This window comes from Affinirhizobium lemnae (assembly GCF_022968395.1).
GTDB classification, from domain to species: domain Bacteria; phylum Pseudomonadota; class Alphaproteobacteria; order Rhizobiales; family Rhizobiaceae; genus Neorhizobium; species Neorhizobium lemnae.
Window position 1 is genome coordinate 1 of the sequence record NZ_JALJQZ010000058.1, and the last position, 19974, is coordinate 19974.

Consider the following 19974-nt stretch of genomic DNA (forward strand, 5'->3'; position numbering starts at 1 on the left):
CCAGCAATGATCTTGAATCACAAAAACCAAATCAATGGAATCCCGCCGCGATTCCGAGTAGCGCTGACAGACTCTAATACGTGTTGCACCAACGCGGCTACGACCAGTCAACGTGCGTCAGCGGTTTTACGTCTGGGACTGCGTAAAAACAAAGAGATAGAGCATTGCAGGTGATCCCTGTTTCACTGCAAACTTTAATGTTGATGCACCGCGGCTCAAGTGCGTGACGCCGCCCGAAAGCCAGAAGCTGACTGGCAAGCTTTGCAATGCGGCCTACACCTGTCAGCGCATTGGTGACATGCCATTCGGTGCCGTTGGCGCAGGCGTCAGCACATACTGAAAGTCGCGATCGTCATGATCATCCGCCAGCGGGAGCTGGACGATGGTTTTTCCGCGCGCTGAAGCGTATATGGCCGTCATCAGTTCCGCTGAATGATAGCCTTCCGCAATGGTCGGGAGGTATGTATCCGGCTGTCCCGTTAGTGCACGATGGATATCGGCGAAGAAGCCGGGGAAGCGCGGCGGCACCTCTTCCGTACCTGCCACGATGGCATCGACCTCAGGCTGGAGCGATGGATCACGGGCTATAAATGTCCAAGGCGCTGAGCAGACATTGTAAGGCTCATCGCTTGACGTGATCGTTATCTGTTCGAAGCAGGCCCTGAAACGCGAAATGTTTCCGGCAGATCCGAGCGTAATCGACGAGGTGACCATCGCGCCTTCGGTGGTGCGCATGGAAATGGCGGCGCAATCCTCTGTTTCGATGGGGTTGACCCGCGTATCCAGGAAAGCGGCGACTTCGCACACATTGCCCGCCAGATGCGTTGCGAGATTATGCAGATGGCACGCGTGGCTGACGATGACGCCGCCCAGCTCTCCCGCCCATGTTCCTCGCCAGCGCTCTGCGTAATAGTCCGCACCGCGCTGCCAATGGGTTTCCAGTGAAATCACATAGGGACGCCCCAGCAGTCCTGCCTGTTTCAGCCGATGCGTTGCGAGATAGCTTCGGCCATAGCGATATTGAAACACCGGGAACAGCCGACCGGTACTATTCCCGGCTGCTAACATGAGCTTTCGCATGTCTGCAAGCGATCCGGCCAAGGGCTTTTCGCAGACCACATGCTTGCCCGCCTCAAGCGCCTTGATCGACATGGACACATGTAAGCCCGGGGGCAGGCAAATGTCGACGATGTCGATGGACGGATCAGCAAGGACCGCATCAAAACTGGTGACGGCCTGCGCCCTGGGCGCAAGGCTGGCTGCGTCCTCGGCGCGGGCAAGATTGAGATCGCAAACGCAGGCGACCTCAAACGCCTCTGGCAGTTGCAGATATCCGACCACATGTGCCTTGCCGATACCGGCTCCGATGACTGCCACGCGAAATCGACTGCTCATTCTACTGCTGACTTTCTGCATTTGCCTGCGCCTGAAGCGCGAGTTGCGTCGCAAGAAATGCATGCGCCTGCGTCATCGCAGCCTCGGTTCGCTCGATGATATCGGCATAGAATTTGCCGAAGAACGGCAGTCCGGCGCCGGTCGCATCAAAATGCTCGACACCCTTCTGATCCGCCAGAAACACATGATCCTTGCCGGGTCGTCCCGCGATATCAATGTATTTACGAAGCTCGATCGTGCCATGCGTACCGAGAATGGTCATCCGCCCGTCTCCCCACGTCGGCAGGCCATCCGGGGTAAGCCAGTCAACGCGCGCGTAACCTCTACCGCCATTGCCTTCCAGCAAGACCTCCCCGAAATCCTGAAAGTCCGGGCGGTCGGGATTAGCTACATTCCCGATATGCGCAGTGACGACGCTAGCTTGCGTCGATCCGGTGAAGTGCAGGAACTGGTCGAACTGATGGGCACATATGTCGGTTAGAATTCCACCATAGCGCGACCTTTGCCAGAACCAGTCCGCGCGGAGTGATGGATTATGGCGGTGCGGTCCCAGTCCAACCGTTTGCACCACTTTGCCAATGCGCCCTTCCCTAATCAGATGATCGGCCAGCGTGACGCTTTCAACCTGCAAACGCTCCGAAAAGCATACAACCCACTTTCTGCCCGTGGCGTCGACGCACTCGCGGATTGCCTCAAGTTCGGAAAGCGTCGTACAGCCGGGCTTGTCTACGAAAGCGTCCTTGCCCGCCTGCATTGCGGCAATGGCGATGCCTGCCCGCTGGTCGTTAATCGCGGCCGATACGATCAGCTGGACGGAAGCATCGTCAAGCAAGGCATCCGGCTCTACCATCGGCACATCAGGATAGGATTCGCCAAATCTCTGGCATTGAGAAAGCGGGGTTTCAGCGCTGGTGGCCCAACCGGTGAATTCCGCCCCCTCGCCTAAGAGACCATTGATCATGCCGTAAATGTGGTTGTGATCAATGCCGATGACGGCAAATTTCAGGGGCGGCCTCATCGCTATCGCTCCAGTTGAATGCCGCGTGCGCGCAGCATGGCTTGAATATCGACGACCGAGCCCGTTTCGATCGACGCATTTGCCGCTATGCCGGTCAGGATGGACCAGGCACCTGCAACATGATCGGATGCGCGATTGAAGCGGTCCGGCTCCATGCCTTCAGGATCGAAGATATAGCCGAGCATCACCGGATCGGCCCCGCCGTGATGCCCCTTGGCCTTTGGCACCTCCAGCATTCGCGGCTGCTCACCTGCCAGATGAAGCTCCGTGGTGATCGCATCTTCGTCTGCATGCGCCCGCTCGCCCCCGAACACCCCGTGCACCTCGACGTGGCGATGGGTGATGTCACCCTTGGTGCCCTGGAACTTGATCTCCAGCCCTTCCCATGGCGAATAGGCCGTCAGCGTATAGTTCGCCGTAACACCGGATGCGTAGCGGATATGCGCCTGCATTGTGTCTTCGATCCCGATTTCCTTGTCGAAGACACAGAGATCGCGGTAGTAGCCATCGGCGGCTTCCGCATCCAGATACAGGCTTTTGAGTGCCGCGTCTTCCGCCATGTTCAGCTCAAAATCGCACTTGTGCGCGACAGGACAGTCGGCACAGCGACGACCACGATTTTCAAGGCCGAATTCGATAGCCGTCTCCGGGCGATAGAAGACGCGCTTTCCTGAAGCGAAAACCTGGGTCGGAACAGTGCCCAGCCACCAGTTCAACAGATCGAAATGGTGCGTGGACTTGTGAACCAGAAGCCCGCCTGAGTTCTCCTTTTGGCGGTGCCAGCGTCTGAAATAATCAGCACCATGGACGCGATCCAGATGCCAGCGGAAGTCTACGGCCGTCACAGTGCCAATCGCGCCGGAAGCGATCAATTCACGGATCTGCGTACGGGCGGGGGAATAACGGTAATTGAACGTCACCTTGACCTGACGCCCGGTGCGTTTCTGCGCATCGATGATCATCTTGAGGCGTGAGAGATCGATGGTGAGCGGCTTCTCGCAGATGACATCGCAACCGGCTTCGAAGGCCCGAACGATGTAATCCGAATGCAGGAAATCAGGCGTTGCGACCACAACCGTGTCCGGCCTCTGCTCGGCAATCAGTCGGTCGAAATCCTCTGCAAGATAGGTTGCGACGCCATTGGTCCCGGGAATCGATGCAGCCTGGGCGGCTTCACTCAGCCTGTGCGGATTGCTATCGCACAATGCAACGATTTCATGTTTATCGGAATAGTCCTCGATCACGGAATCCCGGAACATCTTGTGCCGCGATCCGCATCCTACAATGGCGATTTTCACTGGATTATGCCTTCATTCTCTATGGGTTCAATGCGTTGCCCCGCCGCATTGAAGTAATGCAGGTCGAATGGGTCAAAGCCAATCGTGACAGGGTCTCCGGTACGATAGCCGACCTTGCCATTATCGCTGACCAGCAACACCTGACCCGATGAGAGTGTGACGTGCATGAGCGTTTCGTTGCCGAGATATTCCACCAGCTTCACAGTTCCCTCGGCGGTGACTTTGCCTGATCCGATGCGGACACTTCCCGGGCGCACACACAGCGTCAGTTCCTGATCGGTGGTACCAAGCGTCGGCAGCGCAAAGGCGGGAAGGCCATCCACGACAGCCTGATTATCGGAAACCTTGGCCTTCAGCATGTTGATCTTCGGGGAGCCGATGAAGCCCGCAACGAAAAGGTTCTGCGGCTTTTCGTAAAGCTCCTGCGGCGTGCCGACCTGCTCTATCTTGCCGCCGCGCAGCACCACGATACGGCTGGCCATGGTCATGGCTTCCACCTGATCGTGCGTGACATAGATCATCGTCGTGCCGAGGCGCGTATAGAGCGAGGCAAGCTCGGCGCGCATTTGAACGCGCAGCTCCGCATCGAGATTTGAGAGCGGCTCATCGAACAGGAACAGCTTCGGTTCGCGCACAATGGCGCGGCCGATTGCAACGCGCTGCTTCTGTCCACCGGAAAGCTGGCGCGGCTTGCGATCCATGAGCTTTTCGATCTGCAGAATACGTGCGGCTTCCGCGACACGCCGATCCACCTCAGCCTTCGGCATCTTGAAGTTCTGCAGGCCGAAAGCAAGGTTCTTGGCCACGCTCATGTGCGGATAGAGTGCGTAGGACTGGAATACCATGGAAAGCTCGCGCTTGGACGCGGGCAGATCGTTCACGATCTTGTTGCCGATCGCGACCGTGCCCTCGCTGATGTCCTCCAGCCCGGCAATCATGCGAAGAAGTGTCGACTTTCCGCAGCCGGATGGCCCAACCAGCACCAGAAACTCGCCATCATGAATATCCAGGTTCAGGCCCTGGATGATCGACAACGCACCGTAGCGCTTGCCGACATTACGAAGTGTCAATCCAGCCATTTAAAGCCATTCCTTACTTCATTCCGGAGGTGGCGATGCCACGAACAATCAGCTTCTGGAACATGATGAAGGCAATCACCACCGGAACCAGGGAGAGAACAGACATTGCAAACATCTGCCCGTAGGATGACTGGCCTTCCTGATCGAGGAAGAGGCGCAGCGCCAAAGGCACGGTGTAGCTCTTGATGTCGTTGAGATAGATGAGCGGAGCCAGGAAATCCTCCCAGGTCCAGATCAGCGAGAAGATGGCCGCCGTGCCCAGTGCCGGAAGGGAAAGCGGCAGGATGATCGCCCAGTAGATCTTGAAGGGAGAGCAGCCGTCGATCATCGCCGCCTCATCCAGTTCGCGCGGCAACTGGCGGAAAAACTGCACCATCAGGAAGATGAAGAAGGCATCCGATGCCAGAAACCGCGGCACGACGAGCGGCAGATAGGTATCCACCCAACCCAGACGGAGGAACTGCACATACTGCGGAATGAGAACGACGTGATAGGGGATCATCAGGGTCATCATCATGAGGCCGAACAGGAACGTGCGTCCCGTGAACTGCAATCGCGCAAAGGCATAGGCCGCAAAGGAGCAGGAAATCAGATTTCCGATGACGGACAGGACCGTCACGATCGTTGAGTTGATGTAGAAGGTCGTGAAGCTTACCGGCAGGCCGTGCCATCCATCGACATAGTTGTGCCACTGGAATTCCGTCGGCCACAGCGTAAGGCTGCCGAAGATATCATTCTCGGGCTTGAGCGACGAGGCGAGCAGCCAAAGCAGCGGATAGAGCATCACAATCGAGACGCTGATCAGGAAGAGATGCTTGAGCAGACGCCCCATGCGGGCGCGCTGATCGCGCTTCACGCGCAACTCATGCGCCACGCGCGCGGCTTCCTCCATCTCGTGCGCGAGGGTCATGTCAGTCGCGCTCGTTTTCATAATGCACCCAGTATTTCGAGGTCAGGAAGGAAATGGCCGTGAAGATCGCGATGATGATCAACAGAACCCAGGCTAGCGCCGAGGCATAGCCCATGCGGAAGAACTTGAAGGCCTCGTTGAACAGATAGACCGTGTAGAACAGCAGACTATCTGCCGGAGCGCCTGTACCGTTTGAAATGATGAAGGCGCTCGAAAAGGTCTTGAAGGCCTCGATTGTCTGCAGAACGAGATTGAAGAAGATGACGGGTGCCAGAAGCGGCAGCGTGATGCGGGTGAACTGCCGCCATTTGGGCGTTCCGTCGATCTCTGCAGCCTCATACAAATCCTTCGGAATGCCGCGCAAACCGGCAAGAAAGATCAGCATGGGCGAGCCGAACTGCCACATGGCCAGCACGACAAGCGTGTAGAGTGACGTATCCGGATTGGTGATCCACGCAGCCCCTTGAATGCCGAAATAGCCAAGAACAGCATTCACCACGCCATCGGCGGCAAACAGCTGGCGCCAGAGAATGGCAATCGCGATCGAGGCACCCAGAAGCGACGGCAGATAGAAGATGGCGCGGTAGAGCCCGATTGTGCGCAACCCCTTGTCGAGCAGCATGGCGACACCAAGCGCCATGATGAGACGGGCCGGAACAGCGAGCGCCACATAGGTGAAGGTTACGTTCAACGCTTTCCAGAAGCGCCGGTCACGCGTGAACATGTATTCGTAGTTGGCGAGACCAACCCATTTGGGGGCGTTCACCATATCATAGCGCGTGAACGAAAGATAAAGCGATGCCAGGATAGGGCCGAGCGCCAGCAGGAAGAAGCCGAGCAGCCATGGCGTCAAAAAGGCATAGGCAGGCGCGTTTCGCGCGATGAAACGTCTCATGAAACTTGCTTTCAGTGGAGAGGTGGAGCCCCGCGACACCTGTTGCGGGGCTCTTGCAGATCAAACCATTTACTGGGCGCGTTCCACGATATCGGATGCATCGGCGATAAACTGCTCTGCGGCGTCCTTCACCTTGGCCCGATCGAGCACGACACTGGTACCAATGCGCATGAAAGCATCACGCACTTCGCCCGCACCCTTTGGAGCCGGGAGTGGGAGAGCGCCCACCTTGCTCTGGATCGCATCGAAATAGGCGACCGACAGCTTTTCGGTTTCGTTCAAGCCCGGTGCCAGCGCATCGCGCACCGCCTTGGACGCTGGAATGCCGCGTTCGAGACCAAGGATCTTGGTAATGGCCGGATCCGTGACCCAGGCATTCATGTACTTGATCGCGCTTTCCGGATCCTTGGTATCGCGAGAAAGCGACATGAACATGGAAGGCTTGATGAACTGGCCGGGCTTGCCACCCTTCTTGTGCGGAACCATGGCCGCACCGATCTTGTCCTTGGCAACGGCCTGAATGCCGACGAGCTGGTTCGACCAGTAATGCGACATGGCCGTGTCGCCAACGGCCACGCCGGATTCCGCGATTGGCGGATCCAGGATGACAGTCTTGTCCTTGGAGCGCACAACATCCTTTTTGCGGAGATTCGCCCACATCTGCCAGTAGCTGGCAACATCATCCACAGTGGCTGCAACCTTGCCATCGGCCCCGTAGAACTCACGACCGTTCTGACGTACCCAGGATTCGAAGGTCTCGATCATCAGCGACAGGTCGTCCGAACCTTTCACCTTGCCGTCACTCTTCGCGGTGATCTGTTCGCAAGCCCTGGCAAAATCATCCCATGTCCAGTTGATCAGATCCACATCAACGCCGGCTTCCTTGAAGACGCGCGTGTTATGCACGATGACCTGGCTGTTGGAACCGATGTTCAGGGCGTAGAGCTTGCCGTCGACCATGCCACCGGCGATCGGGCCCTGATCGAAATCCTTGATCATCAGGCTCTTGCCAACATATTCATCCAGCGGCTTCAGAGCGCCGCGGCGCACATATTCGAACAGATAGCGATAGTCCATCTGCACGAGGTCCGCCATGTTGCGGCCCGCGGTCTGCGTTGCCATCTTGGTCCAGTAGTCGCCCCAACCAATGGTTTCGCCGGACACCTCGATACCGGCATTCGCCTTCTGGAAGGTTTCGATGACAGCGAAAGTGCGCTTGTCACGCTCCGGGTTACCCCACCAGTAGTGGCGAATACGGGTTGCGGCCTTGGCGGGCACGGCCGAAAGCGCACTTGCCGCGACGCCTGCCCCGACAGCTCCCAAAAGTCGCCGACGTGTCAATTCCATCATGTCATCCTCCTCCAGATTTCGGATTTATCGATCCGGCGGCTTCTGCCGCTTGTTCACCTTGCTTACCAGTTCGCACCCTTCTCCCGGGGATGCGCTGTATTCTCTCACGTCAGATATGGCTTCTCAGAAGTTCCGTCAGGCACAGCATGGCCATCGCCTGTCCGTAGGGCATAGAAGTCAGCTTGATCTCGCGGTAAAAATCGAGGTCATTGCCCATGGCGGTTCCAAAAGATACCTGCGTCAACTCACCTTCCGGATTGATTTTCTCCACAACGCCGCGCATCGCCCGTTCCGCTGTTTCGAGATAATCGCGGCTCAGGTAGCGCTTGCGAACGCCCTTCATCAGACCGTAGGCGAAGCCTGCCGTCGCGGAAGTCTCCAGATAGCTGCCCGGATCGTCGATCAGGGTATGCCAGAGACCAGAAGCATGCTGATGTGCCTTGAGCGCTGCGGCCTGGCGATCAAGAACCGAAAGCAGATGTCTGCGCAGGAAATCGCTTTCCGGCAGATCCAGCATCTCGATGAATTCCGGAATTGCGATCGTGATCCAGCTATTGCCGCGCGCCCAGCGAGCCCGGGCAAAATTGTGATTGCCGTCGAAGGTCCAACCGTGGAACCACAGACCGGTCTGCGTATCCATGAGATACTGGGTATGGATCAGAAACTGATACTTCGCCTCTTCCACGAATTCCGGACGATTGAGTACGAGACCGATCTTGGCGAGCGGCAGGACGCTCATCATCAGCGTGTCGTCCCACATCTGCTGATCATTCACGTTGTTGTAGACGATGTGCTGCAAACCACCCTCGCGGGTGCGCGGCATTTCGTACATCACCCATTCAGCCCAGGTTTCCAGGAAGGGCTTCCAGTGCGGATTTGGTGAAAGCTCCATCAGGTGAGCGAGCGTCAGGAATGGCGCTACAGTGTTGATGTTCTTGGTCGGTGTGCCTTCTGCAAGCCGCGCGTCAAACCAACCGGTGATGGTATCCATCGCCTGCTTGCTGCCGGTAAGCTGCCAGTACTTCAACAGCCCGTAGAGACCGATGCCGTGCGTCCATTCCCAGCCTGCCCAACCCTTTGTGTCGATCACGCGGCCATCTTCAAGGCGCAGCAGGAACTCGCCAGTCCTGTCTTCGATGTTGACGAGATTATGCGTCAAACGCTCGATCAGGGCGCATACTTCCGCTCGCTGAATGAAATGTTGTTTCTGCCTCAGCAGCGGGTGCATGCAACAATTCCTCGCATAAAAAAATTTTCGGAACATCATTCCGGAAAATAAGAAATCATATCCCTTAACGCTTTTCAATCCTGTTTTTTCGGTTAGGCTTGTGAAAGAAGGCTCTGCTAGACACCCCGCTCGTCAGCCGGTTGACAGACTGAGCTTTAAATTTCAGAATGCAATTCCAAATTTTGTGAAACGCGCCTCATGTCAGATCTTCAAGTCAAAACCGAAAATGTTGCCGCCGTGCTGAAGGTCTTCGCGGTAATGGAGGCGCTCGTCGAAGACAGGCGGGCGAGCCTTGCCGATCTCGCGCAAAAAGCGATGACGTCCAAGACCACGGCCCATCGCCTGCTGCAGACAATGGTGGAGCTCGGCTATGTCGAACAGGATCCAGAAACGGAGAAATACGGCCTGACGCTCAAGCTGTTCAGCCTGGGGGCGCGCTCCTTGAACGAGCATGCGGATATGCTGAAAGTGGCCGATACCGCCATGGGGCGGTTGTCACGCGCCACAGGCGAGGCAGTCAACCTAGGCATCCTGGATGATCGCGATCAGCGCGTGGTCTACATTCACAAATATGATTCCGTCTTCAATCTTTCGATGAAATCGACGCTTGGTCTGCGCAACCCGCTTCATAGCACATCACTTGGCAAAGCGCTTCTTGCATGGCGCAATGACGAAGAGATCAGCGACCGCCTTGCCAAGATGGAGTTCACGCCTCTCGCACCGAATACGATCACCGAGCGCGGTCGCTTCGCTGAAGAATTGAAGAAGACACGTGAACGTGGCTTTGCCGAAGAGATAGAGGAAAGCGAGGCAGGCGTGCGATGCATGGCCGTTCCGATCTTCAACCATCTTGGGAAACCAATCGCAGCCATGTCGATCTCGTTCCCCCTCTTCCGTTTCCAGGAAGATCGCAAGCCGGAATATATTGCGCTTCTGAAGGATGCCAGTTCCGAGGCCTCGCGCTCGCTGGGCTTCGAAGGGTAAGCCCAGCATCATATCATGGATGACTTATCTAAACGGCAGACTTAGAGTGACAGGCGGCGCGCCGCCATTGTAGCGCGCGCCGCCAGTTCCGGCCCCGTAAGGCGCTGCCGTCAGTTACGCATCTTCAGCAAGGATGAATTCGAAATGTATGTAGGTACACAGGTCACGGCCCGGGACGACGATGATTTTCGCGTCTGGGCGCAGTTGGGACTGAAACACATCTGCGCAGATCCGCCAGGAGACCCGGCGAGCTGGACGCTGGATGATATCGAGCGGCACAGAGACAAGGTCGAGAGCTTTGACCTGATCCTCGATATGATCCAGCTGCCTCTGCCTTCGCAGCCAATCGAAAAGGCATCCTATCCGGATATCCTTCTGGCCGGACCAGATCGCGACCATCAGATCGATGCCGTGTGCCGCATGATCGAAAACATTGCGAAAGCGGGCATTCCCGCAGCGAAATACAATCTCAACCTCATTGGCATTCCCCGCACCGAGATGGAGCGAGGCCGCGGCGGCTCGCTGAACGAGGCGTGGCGCTGGGAAAAGGCGGATCCGAACGCTGCTCCGGGCCTTGCAGGCGTCTTGTCCGAAGACGAGAACTGGGAGCGCATAGACTACTTCCTGGAACGCGTCGTGCCTGTGGCGGAAAGCAATCGCGTTCGTCTGGCCTGCCATCCGCATGATCCTTACACGCCGCCCGGCTACAAAGGGGTAACCCGCGTTCTAGGCACCGTGGAAGGTCTGAAGAAGTTTGTGCTCATGCGCGAGAACCCCTACCACGGCCTCAACTTCTGCCAAGGGTCGATCGGGGAAATGCTGGACAATCCGCATGACGAAATCGACGATATCATTCGCTGGTTCGGCAGCCGCGACAAGATCTTCAACGTCCACTACCGCAACATACGCGGCGGCAAGCTGTCCTTCATGGAAACCTTCCCGGACGAGGGCGACATGGACATGGTTCGCTCGCTCAAGGTCTACAAGGAAGTCGGCTATAAGTACATGATCATGCCCGATCACGTTCCAACGATATCGGGACGCGATCCCGTCGGCGTCGCCTTTGGCTTCTGCTATGGCTATATCGCCGCCCTGCTGGAGGCCCTGGATCGCGGCCACCTCTGAACCGGCGGCGGCCAGCCTAAAGATAAATTACCGCGCGGGCCTCTCCTTTTAAAAGAGCCCGCGCGCCATGGATGCCAACTTACTCCGCTGGAGAGAAACCCGGAGAAGCTGGCACCTCACCATGCTGCCGCAGTGGGCGGCTGCCGGTTAGCAAACGGGCGAGCATGTAGAAGACAGGCGTCATGAAGATCCCGAAGAAGGTGACGCCGATCATGCCCGAAAAGACGGCGATGCCCATGGCAACTCGCATTTCCGCACCAGCACCCGTTGAAAGCACGAGCGGAACGACACCCATGATGAAGGCCATTGAGGTCATGAGAATCGGACGCAGTCTCAACCGGCTGGCTTCCACCGCTGCCTGGAAGGGCGTTCGTCCGTCGAACTCAAGCTCTCTCGCGAACTCTACGATCAGGATCGCATTTTTCGCAGAAAGCCCGACGAGCACCACCAGCCCGATCTGTGTGAAGATGTTGTTGTCGCCACCGGTCAACCAGACGCCCGTCAGTGCAGCGAGTACACCCATCGGCACAATCATGATGATGGCGAGCGGCAGGGTCAGGCTCTCATATTGCGCAGCCAGAACGAGGAAGACGAGCAGCAACGCAAGCGGGAACACGACGATACTGGAATTCCCGGCCAGGATCTGTTGATAGGTCAGATCTGTCCACTCGAACTCGATACCGGCGGGAAGTGTCTCATTCAGGATCTTGGTGATCGCCGCCTCTGCCTGGCCGGAAGAGAAACCGGGTGCCGGACCACCATTGATGTCTGCGGCCAGGAAGCCGTTGTAACGGGTCGTGCGTTCCGGACCGGTCTGGGCATCCACCTTCAGAAGAGCCGAAAGCGGTATCATCCGCCCCGACTGGGAACGAACCTTGAGCTGGCCGATATCCTCCGGCTTGGCTCGAAATTTCGCATCTGCCTGAACCCTGACGCTGTAGGTGCGCCCGAACGCGTTGAAATCGTTCACATAGAGCGAGCCGAGATAAATCTGCAGCGTCTCGAATACATCGGTAACGGAAACGCCCAACTGCTCGGCCTTTGCACGATCAAGATCGGCGTAGAGCTGAGGCACATTGATCTGGAAGCTCGAGAATATTCCGGCCAGTTCCGGTGTCTGATAGGCTTTTGCAAGAACTGCCTTGGCAGCTTCGTTCAGTGCCTGATTTCCAAGCCCGGCACGATCCTCGATCTGAAGCTTGAAGCCACCCGTGGTGCCCAGGCCGTTGACGGGCGGCGGCGGGAACATGGCGATGTAGGCATCCTGGATTCCGGCAAACTTCTGGTTCAGCGCCATGGCAATCGCACCACCTGAAAGCTCAGGCGACTTGCGCTCCTCGAAGTCATCAAGGACAGCAAAGACGATGCCCGCATTCGAGCCGATCGTGAAACCATTGATCGACAGACCGGGGAAAGCGATGGCATGGGCAACGCCAGGCTGTTCCAGTGCAATCTCGCTCATTCGCTTGATCACTGTTTCAGTGCGGTCAAGCGTCGCTCCATCGGGCAATTGTGCAAAGCCGATGAGATATTGCTTGTCCTGAGCCGGGACGAAGCCACTCGGCACCGCATTGAACATGCTGTAAGTGGCGCCCACGAGTGCCAGATAGAGGATCATGACCAGGCTTTTGCGCGACAGGAGCCCGCCGACCGTTCGCCCGTACCCATTGGATGCAGCGCCGAATGCACGGTTAAAGCCGCGGAAGAACCATCCGAAGATCGCATCCATGAACCTCGTCAGCCAATCCTTTTTGGCGTGGTGGCCCTTGAGCAGAAGAGCTGCAAGCGCAGGGGACAGCGTCAGTGAATTGATGGCGGAGATGACGGTCGAGATTGCGATCGTCAGTGCGAACTGGCGATAGAACTGACCGGACAGCCCGCTGATAAAGGCGAGTGGCACGAACACGGCAACGAGCACAAGTGCAATCGCGATGATCGGGCCGGAAACTTCCTTCATGGCCTTATAGGTTGCATCGCGCGGGCTGAGACCGCTCTCGATGTTTCGTTCGACGTTTTCCACCACAACGATGGCATCATCGACAACAATCCCGATCGCCAGAACGAGGCCGAACAGCGTCAACGCGTTGATGGAAAAGCCGAAGGCGTACATCACGGCGAAGGCGCCGATGATGGAGACTGGAACTGCGATCAACGGAATGATGGAGGCACGCCATGTCTGGAGGAAGACGATGACGACGAGAACGACGAGCGCGATCGCCTCGAGCAGGGTATCAACGACCTTTTCGATCGAGGCACGCACGAACTTGGTCGTGTCGTAGACGATCTCGTATTTGACGCCCTGCGGCATTGCGAGCTGAAGCTGATCCATCGTCGCCTTGACGTTGTCGGCGATCTCGATGGCATTGGAGCCCGGTGCCTGAAGCACGGCGACAGCAACAGCCGGACGACCGTCAAGCAGCGAGCGCAACGAGTAGTCGGCGGCACCGAGTTCGATCCGCGCGACGTCTCGCAGACGCGTGATTTCTCCGTTGGCACCGCTTTTGACGATGATGTTTCCGAACTCTTCGGGCGTGCGCAGCCGACCTTGAGCGTTGACGTTGAGCTGCAGATTGACCCCCGGTTGGCTTGGCGATGCGCCAATCGTTCCTGCTGCGGCCTGAACGTTCTGGCTCCGGATGGCATTCGAGACATCGCTTGCCGCCAGACCATGTTCGGCAGCCTTCTGGGGATCGATCCAGACACGCATCGAGTAATCGCCAGCGCCGAAAACCTGCACCTGGCCGACGCCCTGGATGCGGTTCAGCCGGTCTTTGACGTTCAGTGTCGCATAGTTGCGAAGATAGGTGATATCGTAGCGCTCGACATCTGAAACCAGATTGACCACCATGATGAAATCCGGCGAGCTCTTGACCGTGGTCAGTCCCAAGGCGCGCACCTCGGCGGGCAGGCGTGGCTCTGCCTGCGATACTCGGTTCTGCACGAGTTGCTGGGCCTTGTCAGGGTCGGTCCCGAGCTTGAACGTGACGGTGACGTTCAGGACACCGTCAGATGTCGCCTGGCTGGACATGTAGAGCATGTCTTCAACGCCGTTGATCTGCTCTTCGAGCGGGGTAGCCACCGTTTCGGCGATGACCGTCGGGTTGGCGCCAGGATACGTGGCTCTCACGACAATCGAAGGAGGAACGACATTCGGATATTCCGAAATCGGCAAAGATCGAAGACCGATCAATCCGGCGATCACGATAAGGATCGACAAGACGGCCGCGAAAACAGGCCGGTCGATAAAAAAGCGGGAAATATTCATCTCGAAACCCTCTCTCCAGAGGTAAGCAGAAAGCTAAGCGTCCCTGCCCCACGGCCAGAGGGCCGCAGGCGAACAGGAAGATCGGGGGGGTGCGTCAGGACAGACGTGCGTTTGCGCGCGCGGCGATTTACTTGTTGGCGACCTGCGCTTCGTCCTGCGGCGCGACGACGACACCGGGACGAACGCGCTGCAGACCATTGACGACGATACGGTCGCCCGGATTGAGGCCCTTCTCGACGATTCTCAGACCATCGACTGCAGAACCAAGCTCTACCTGCCGATAGTCGACCTTGTTTTCACTGTTGACCACGAAGACGAATTTCTTGTCCTGATCTATCCCGACAGCCTTTTCGCTGACCATCAAATGATCCTGCGCTTTCGGCTGCCCCATGCGCACGCGCACGAACTGGCCGGGAATGAGCTTCGAACCGGGATTGTCGAATACCGCCCGAACCCGGATCGTACCGCTTGCGGCATTCACCTCATTGTCGATCAGCTGTAACTTGCCGCGGACCGGCGCATCGGCTGCAAGCGTGGTCACTTCCACCGGAACCTCATCGATTGCCGGAACCCCGTTTTCGACCGGAAGATCAGCAAGGATTCGTGCCACCAGTTCTTCACTGGCATCAAAGCTGGCATAGATCGGATCGCTGGAGACCACTGTGACCAGAGGCGCGGAGGCGGAACCTGCCGCCACCAGATTACCGACAGTAATCTCGAGCTTGCCCGCACGACCGGCTATCGGCGCCCGGATTTGCGTATAATCCAGGTTCAACTGCGCGGTCTTGAGAGCACCCTTTGCCGATTGCAAATTGGCAAGAGCTTCGCTCTGCGCGCTCTGGCGTTGCGTCAGATCGCTTTGTGAGATCGTATTCTTGGCCGCGAGGCTCTTTCCACGCTCGAGTTCGGAGCTCGCAAACTCAAGCTTTGCCTCAGCCGAAGCCACCTGCCCCTGGGCCTGCGCTACCTCGGCACGATAGGGTTCGGGATCGATCGTCACCAGAAGGTCGCCCGCTTTGACGAGACCACCTTCCCGGAAATGAACCGATTGTATGGCACCCGCGACGCGCGGGTGAGCCTGAACGCGATCAACGGCTTCAAGGCGCCCCGAGAATTCTTGCCACGTCGTGACATTTCGCGGATTGACGACTGCTACGGTTACTGGAATGGCTGGTGGCGGCGCGGCAGCTGCCGTCGCTTGTGCTGCGACTGCTGACTGCGACAGATCCAGATAAATCGATCCGCCTGCAAGCAGGACAGCCGCAACCGCTCCGGTGCCCCACAGGGCCCAGCTTTTGGACTTCGATATCATTGTTACTCTCCTTGCGACCCTGGGAGTCGGTCGCTTTCATTCCTCAATGCAATTCGTTTTATTCACTCAACACTTGGACGAAGTTCGCGAATTCATCGCGCAAGACGTCCATCCACCTGCCACTCTCGCCCCGATAAACATCGGGCCATTCAAGAGCAGGCGGGAAAATCTTCTTGGTAACCGAGACACCTGAGGCTGCCAGCCGATCCGCATATCCATTCACCTCATCGTGCAAGGGGTCGTCGTCTGATGTCACAACAAGTGCAGGCGCGACACCCGAAAGCCGCGAACAGATACAAGGCGCCGCATAGGGATGCTGGGAACCGCAAGCATTCCCCAAATAGTGGCTCCATCCTTCAGCCCATCGACGGGCCATCCCGATTTCGTCCGCCCTCCGAAAGGATTCGGACGTCATCATCGGATCAATCATCGGCGACAGGAGAAGTTGCCCGGAAAGATCTCCCGGCAGCACGTCCCTCGCCTTGAGGGCAACGCCAGCGGCAATATTGCCCCCGGCTTCCTCCCCGGCAACAAAGAGCAGGGATTTGTTCATGCCACTATAAAGCTTGCGTTTGGTGCTGAGGTAGGCCAACGCCATGAACGCGTGCTCCATGGCCTGCGGAAACCGGTTGTCAGAGCCGCGCGCATAATCGGCTTCAATGACAGTCGCACCCGCCGCAACCAGCGCCGTGCCAACCGGACGCTCAGCTTGAGACATGCTGCGTCCCTGAAACGCATCACCGCGAAAATACAGAACGATTGGCGCACCCTTGGTTTTCGACACCTCTCCGTAGAGCCGCATTGGGATAGGCGGCGTCAGAGGGCCATTCACTCCAATGTTTTCCCAACGATCGGTCATAGGCATCCTATCGGTCGGCATGAGACCGCGCTTGCTAAAGTGTACGTTCACATATTATTGTTCGGTGAAATTTGCACAAGGCGTCCTCCTGGGCATCACTATCCGCAAAATCCGAACAATAAGGCGCACCCATGGATCAGCTTTCGGCAATGCGCGTTTTCGTTCGCGTCGTGGAAACCGGCAATTTTACGCGCGCTGCTGCCGCGCTCGACATGCCCAAGACCACAGTAACGAACATGGTACAGGGCCTTGAGCAGCATCTACGCACGACGCTTCTCAACCGCACGACCCGGCGCGTGATGGTCACCACCGATGGCGCCCTCTACTATGAGCGCGCGCAGCAAATCCTGTCCGAGATCGACGAGCTAGATGGAAGCATGTCGAATTCGCAAGCCCAACCTTCCGGGCGCTTGCGCGTGGAGATGGCAGGTGCCTTTGCGGATTTGCTCGTCCTGCCTAATCTCTGCGATTTTCATAACCGCTTTCCGCAGATCCGACTGGATATTGGCGTGGGTGATCGGCTCGTTGACTATATTGCGGAGAATGTTGACTGTGCGCTTCGGGCAGGCACCCCAACCGATCAGTCGCTGATTGCACGCAAGGTCGGGGAACTTGCCATGAACGCCTATGCTGCACCTAACTATATCCAGAAATTCGGTGAACCGCAGCATCCGCGAGATCTGGAGCAGGAGCATTTTTCCGTTGGTTATCTCAACGCAACTTCTGGCAGGGTCATGTCGGCAGAATTTCAAAACGATGAGGAAAAGATCGAGATCAGTCCGCGCTATGTGGTCTCGGTCAACGATGCGCGCTCCTATGTCAATGCGGCGATCTCGGGACTGGGCGTCGTACAGTCACCGCGTTTCATGGTGCGAGACGCTGTGGCGCGAGGAGAACTTGTCGAGGTATTGCGGGATTGGCATTGCGAGAGCCTGGCGCTCTATATCGTCTATCCGCAGACCCGTCACCTGTCTAACAAGGTCAGGGTATTCGTGGACTGGCTTGCCAGGCTGGTTCACAATCTGCGCGTCAGCGATCAGCGCTGACAAACGCCGAGCCAAGGCCCAACCTTGCTCTTGCGCGCCTACCGAGCAATTCGTGTTGAAAGTATGATTGAAGACAGCGTCCGTTCCACGCCGTCGATGGTCCCGATCTCGTCAATGGCTTGGTCCAGCTCGAGAATGGATGGCGCGGCGAGAAGCGCAATGAGATCAAAGCTGCCGCTGACGGAATGAAGAGTAGTCACCGGCTTCAACCTATCAAGCGCACGGACGACCTGCGACAGGGCCTTGGGCGCAATGGTAATCAGGATATGGGCGCGGATGAGCGAGGAGGCATACTGTTCTGACAGACGGATGCCGTAGCCCGCAATCACACCCTCACGTTCCAGCCGCTCTATCCTCGCCTGAACCGTAGTTCGCGACAAGCCGAGTTTCTTTGCCAAAGTCGCTACAGGGATTCGGCTGTTTTCGCCAAGAAGTGCCAGAAGCTCGCGATCTTTTTCAGTCAGCATCGAAACATCATTATGATCAGACCACTCGGCGTTTTGCAGAAATTGATACCTCATATTGCTCATAAATCAGCTATGAATCAACAGTCTTTCCTTGCACACTTCTAATATTGGAATCTGAAGGGGGCGCTCGGTGAAAAACATTATCGTCATTGGTGGCGGCAAGATCGGTGGAGCCATCGCGCTCATGCTGGCATCGACAGAAGACTATCTGGTCACGGTAGCTGATCGTAACGAACAGCAGTTGGCAAACTTGGACAAGCATCCTGCGATTGCCCCGATCAGGCTCGACATTTCGGACCGGGCGGAACTGATAGGAGCCCTTACCGGCAAGTTCGCTGTGCTCTCAGCCGCTCCGTTCAATCTCACCGGCTTGATCGCCGAGGCTGCCAAGGCGAGCGGCGTCCACTATCTCGACCTTACCGAAGACGTCGCCACGACAAAACGGGTGGAGCAACTGGCGCAAGACGCCGACGTCGCATTCATACCGCAATGCGGGCTGGCTCCGGGTTTCATCTCCATCGTCGCAAATGACCTTGCGAAGAAATTCGACAGTCTGGACAGCGTACGCATGCGCGTTGGCGCGCTGCCGCAATATCCGTCGAATGCGCTCAACTACAATCTTACCTGGAGCACGGACGGGCTGATCAACGAATATATCGAGCCTTGCGAAGCGATCGTCGAGGGTAAATTCGTCATGGTTCCAGCCATGGAAGAGCGCGAAGAGTTTTCCCTGGATGGCGTGACCTACGAAGCCTTCAATACATCCGGAGGGCTCGGCACACTCGCGAAAAGCCTGGAGGGACGCGTACGTACGATGAACTACCGGACGATACGGTATCCGGGTCACCAGGCGATCATCAAGGCGCTGCTCAACGACCTCAACCTGAAAAATCGACGCGATGTTCTGAAGGATCTTTTCGAGAATGCGCTGCCTGCCACAATGCAGGATGTGGTGGTGATTTTTGTGACTGTGTGCGGCTGGAAGGACGGAAGATACCTGCAAGAGAGCTATGCCAACAAGGTTTATGCTGGCGTCGTGGCCGGAAAGAGAATGAGTGCAATCCAGATCACAACCGCTGCCGGTATCACGACCGTCCTGGATCTACTGGCGAATGGCAGACTTCCTCAGCGAGGCTTCGTGCGCCAGGAGGAAATTTCGCTCGGGGATGTGCTCAATAATCGCTTTGGCCGCGCCTACGAACCGAAGACCATGGACTTGAAAAAAGCGGTCTGAAGAGACGGGTGAAAGACTAGCGGAGGGCGTCTCCCCTCCCGTCGCATCGGCGGTGCCGATAACCAGGATCGCAACCTGCTACGACAAGACCAATTCGTCACTCGTCATTCATGGCATTGCTGACGATTGCCGCAGCACAGATATGCCTGGCTCACTTTGTCAACATGACGGAGGCTAATGATCAATCGCGCAGCACCGCGGTCATCACCCACTTGATTGCCGATGATACGACCTTGGAGGCGAGATTCTACATTCTCATCTCGATGTCCCGGCGTGTCCACTTTTACATCCGGCAAGCAGGCTGATATGAATATGACGCCTAGAGAAGCTCTAGTAGTTGGCAAATGGAATGCTAGAATAACCGTTTTGATCATGCTTGTTTTGGCTCCCATTTCCGATTATTCGGCAGCAGTGCGTTTGCGAGGGTAATCTCCCCGTTTTTAGCGGGGCTCTGCAGTAGAATTCACGCAGCCATTTTCAGTTTCTGTGCGGGCGTTATGCCGCCGATG

The 19974-nt window shown here is 57.1% G+C and carries 16 protein-coding genes; 4 read left to right on the forward strand and 12 right to left on the reverse strand.

Going from position 1 to position 19974, the window contains the following annotated elements:
* Window positions 1–282: 282 nt before the first annotated feature.
* From MUU53_RS20805 to bglB, 8 genes are all read right to left on the reverse strand, one after another.
* Entirely contained in the window at window positions 283–1395 is a 1113-nt protein-coding gene (locus MUU53_RS20805) for a Gfo/Idh/MocA family protein (protein ID WP_247262589.1), read from the reverse strand.
* 1 nt (window position 1396) lies between these two features.
* On the reverse strand, window positions 1397–2413 hold the full coding sequence (locus MUU53_RS20810; RefSeq protein ID WP_247262590.1) for a Gfo/Idh/MocA family protein: 1017 nt from the start codon (window positions 2411–2413) through the stop codon (window positions 1397–1399).
* Window positions 2414–2415: 2 nt separating this feature from the next.
* Window positions 2416–3672, reverse strand: a complete 1257-nt coding sequence (locus MUU53_RS20815; RefSeq protein ID WP_247262591.1) for a Gfo/Idh/MocA family protein — start codon at window positions 3670–3672, stop codon at window positions 2416–2418.
* Window positions 3673–3707: 35 nt separating this feature from the next.
* A complete protein-coding gene (locus MUU53_RS20820) occupies window positions 3708–4790 on the reverse strand; it encodes an ABC transporter ATP-binding protein (protein ID WP_247262592.1) in 1083 nt (360 codons plus the stop codon).
* A 13-nt stretch (window positions 4791–4803) separates the two neighbouring features.
* A complete protein-coding gene (locus MUU53_RS20825; RefSeq protein WP_376748610.1) occupies window positions 4804–5682 on the reverse strand; it encodes a carbohydrate ABC transporter permease in 879 nt (292 codons plus the stop codon).
* Window positions 5683–5701: 19 nt separating this feature from the next.
* Window positions 5702–6595: a carbohydrate ABC transporter permease gene (locus MUU53_RS20830; protein WP_247262593.1), complete on the reverse strand. Its 894-nt coding sequence runs from the start codon at window positions 6593–6595 to the stop codon at window positions 5702–5704.
* A gap of 69 nt (window positions 6596–6664) precedes the next feature.
* Entirely contained in the window at window positions 6665–7945 is a 1281-nt protein-coding gene (locus tag MUU53_RS20835; RefSeq protein WP_247262594.1) for an ABC transporter substrate-binding protein, read from the reverse strand.
* 109 nt (window positions 7946–8054) lie between these two features.
* Complete coding sequence (gene bglB, locus MUU53_RS20840; protein ID WP_247262595.1) at window positions 8055–9173, reverse strand: beta-galactosidase BglB; 1119 nt, start codon at window positions 9171–9173, stop codon at window positions 8055–8057.
* Window positions 9174–9371: 198 nt separating this feature from the next.
* On the opposite strand from bglB, the gene kdgR reads away from it, so the two are divergent.
* Complete coding sequence (gene kdgR / locus MUU53_RS20845) at window positions 9372–10157, forward strand: DNA-binding transcriptional regulator KdgR (protein WP_247262596.1); 786 nt, start codon at window positions 9372–9374, stop codon at window positions 10155–10157.
* Window positions 10158–10301: 144 nt separating this feature from the next.
* Window positions 10302–11282, forward strand: coding sequence for a mannonate dehydratase (locus MUU53_RS20850; RefSeq protein WP_247262597.1), 981 nt, complete (start codon window positions 10302–10304; stop codon window positions 11280–11282).
* Window positions 11283–11361: 79 nt separating this feature from the next.
* Here MUU53_RS20850 and MUU53_RS20855 read toward each other — a convergent pair whose 3' ends face one another.
* From MUU53_RS20855 to MUU53_RS20865, 3 genes are all read right to left on the reverse strand, one after another.
* Complete coding sequence (locus tag MUU53_RS20855) at window positions 11362–14547, reverse strand: efflux RND transporter permease subunit (protein WP_247262598.1); 3186 nt, start codon at window positions 14545–14547, stop codon at window positions 11362–11364.
* A 127-nt stretch (window positions 14548–14674) separates the two neighbouring features.
* Window positions 14675–15859 (reverse strand): efflux RND transporter periplasmic adaptor subunit, encoded by a 1185-nt coding sequence (locus tag MUU53_RS20860; RefSeq protein WP_247262599.1) that lies wholly within the window; start codon window positions 15857–15859, stop codon window positions 14675–14677.
* A gap of 58 nt (window positions 15860–15917) precedes the next feature.
* Window positions 15918–16718: an alpha/beta hydrolase fold domain-containing protein gene (locus MUU53_RS20865; RefSeq protein WP_247262600.1), complete on the reverse strand. Its 801-nt coding sequence runs from the start codon at window positions 16716–16718 to the stop codon at window positions 15918–15920.
* A 131-nt stretch (window positions 16719–16849) separates the two neighbouring features.
* Between MUU53_RS20865 and MUU53_RS20870 the strand changes: the two genes are divergently transcribed.
* Window positions 16850–17764: a LysR family transcriptional regulator gene (locus MUU53_RS20870; protein ID WP_247262601.1), complete on the forward strand. Its 915-nt coding sequence runs from the start codon at window positions 16850–16852 to the stop codon at window positions 17762–17764.
* A gap of 38 nt (window positions 17765–17802) precedes the next feature.
* Here the strand turns inward: MUU53_RS20870 and MUU53_RS20875 are convergent, their stop codons facing one another.
* Window positions 17803–18231 (reverse strand): Lrp/AsnC family transcriptional regulator, encoded by a 429-nt coding sequence (locus tag MUU53_RS20875; RefSeq protein WP_062556931.1) that lies wholly within the window; start codon window positions 18229–18231, stop codon window positions 17803–17805.
* Between the two features lie 130 nt (window positions 18232–18361).
* Between MUU53_RS20875 and MUU53_RS20880 the strand changes: the two genes are divergently transcribed.
* Window positions 18362–19465, forward strand: coding sequence for a saccharopine dehydrogenase family protein (locus MUU53_RS20880; RefSeq protein WP_247262602.1), 1104 nt, complete (start codon window positions 18362–18364; stop codon window positions 19463–19465).
* The last annotated feature ends 509 nt before the right edge of the window (window positions 19466–19974 follow it).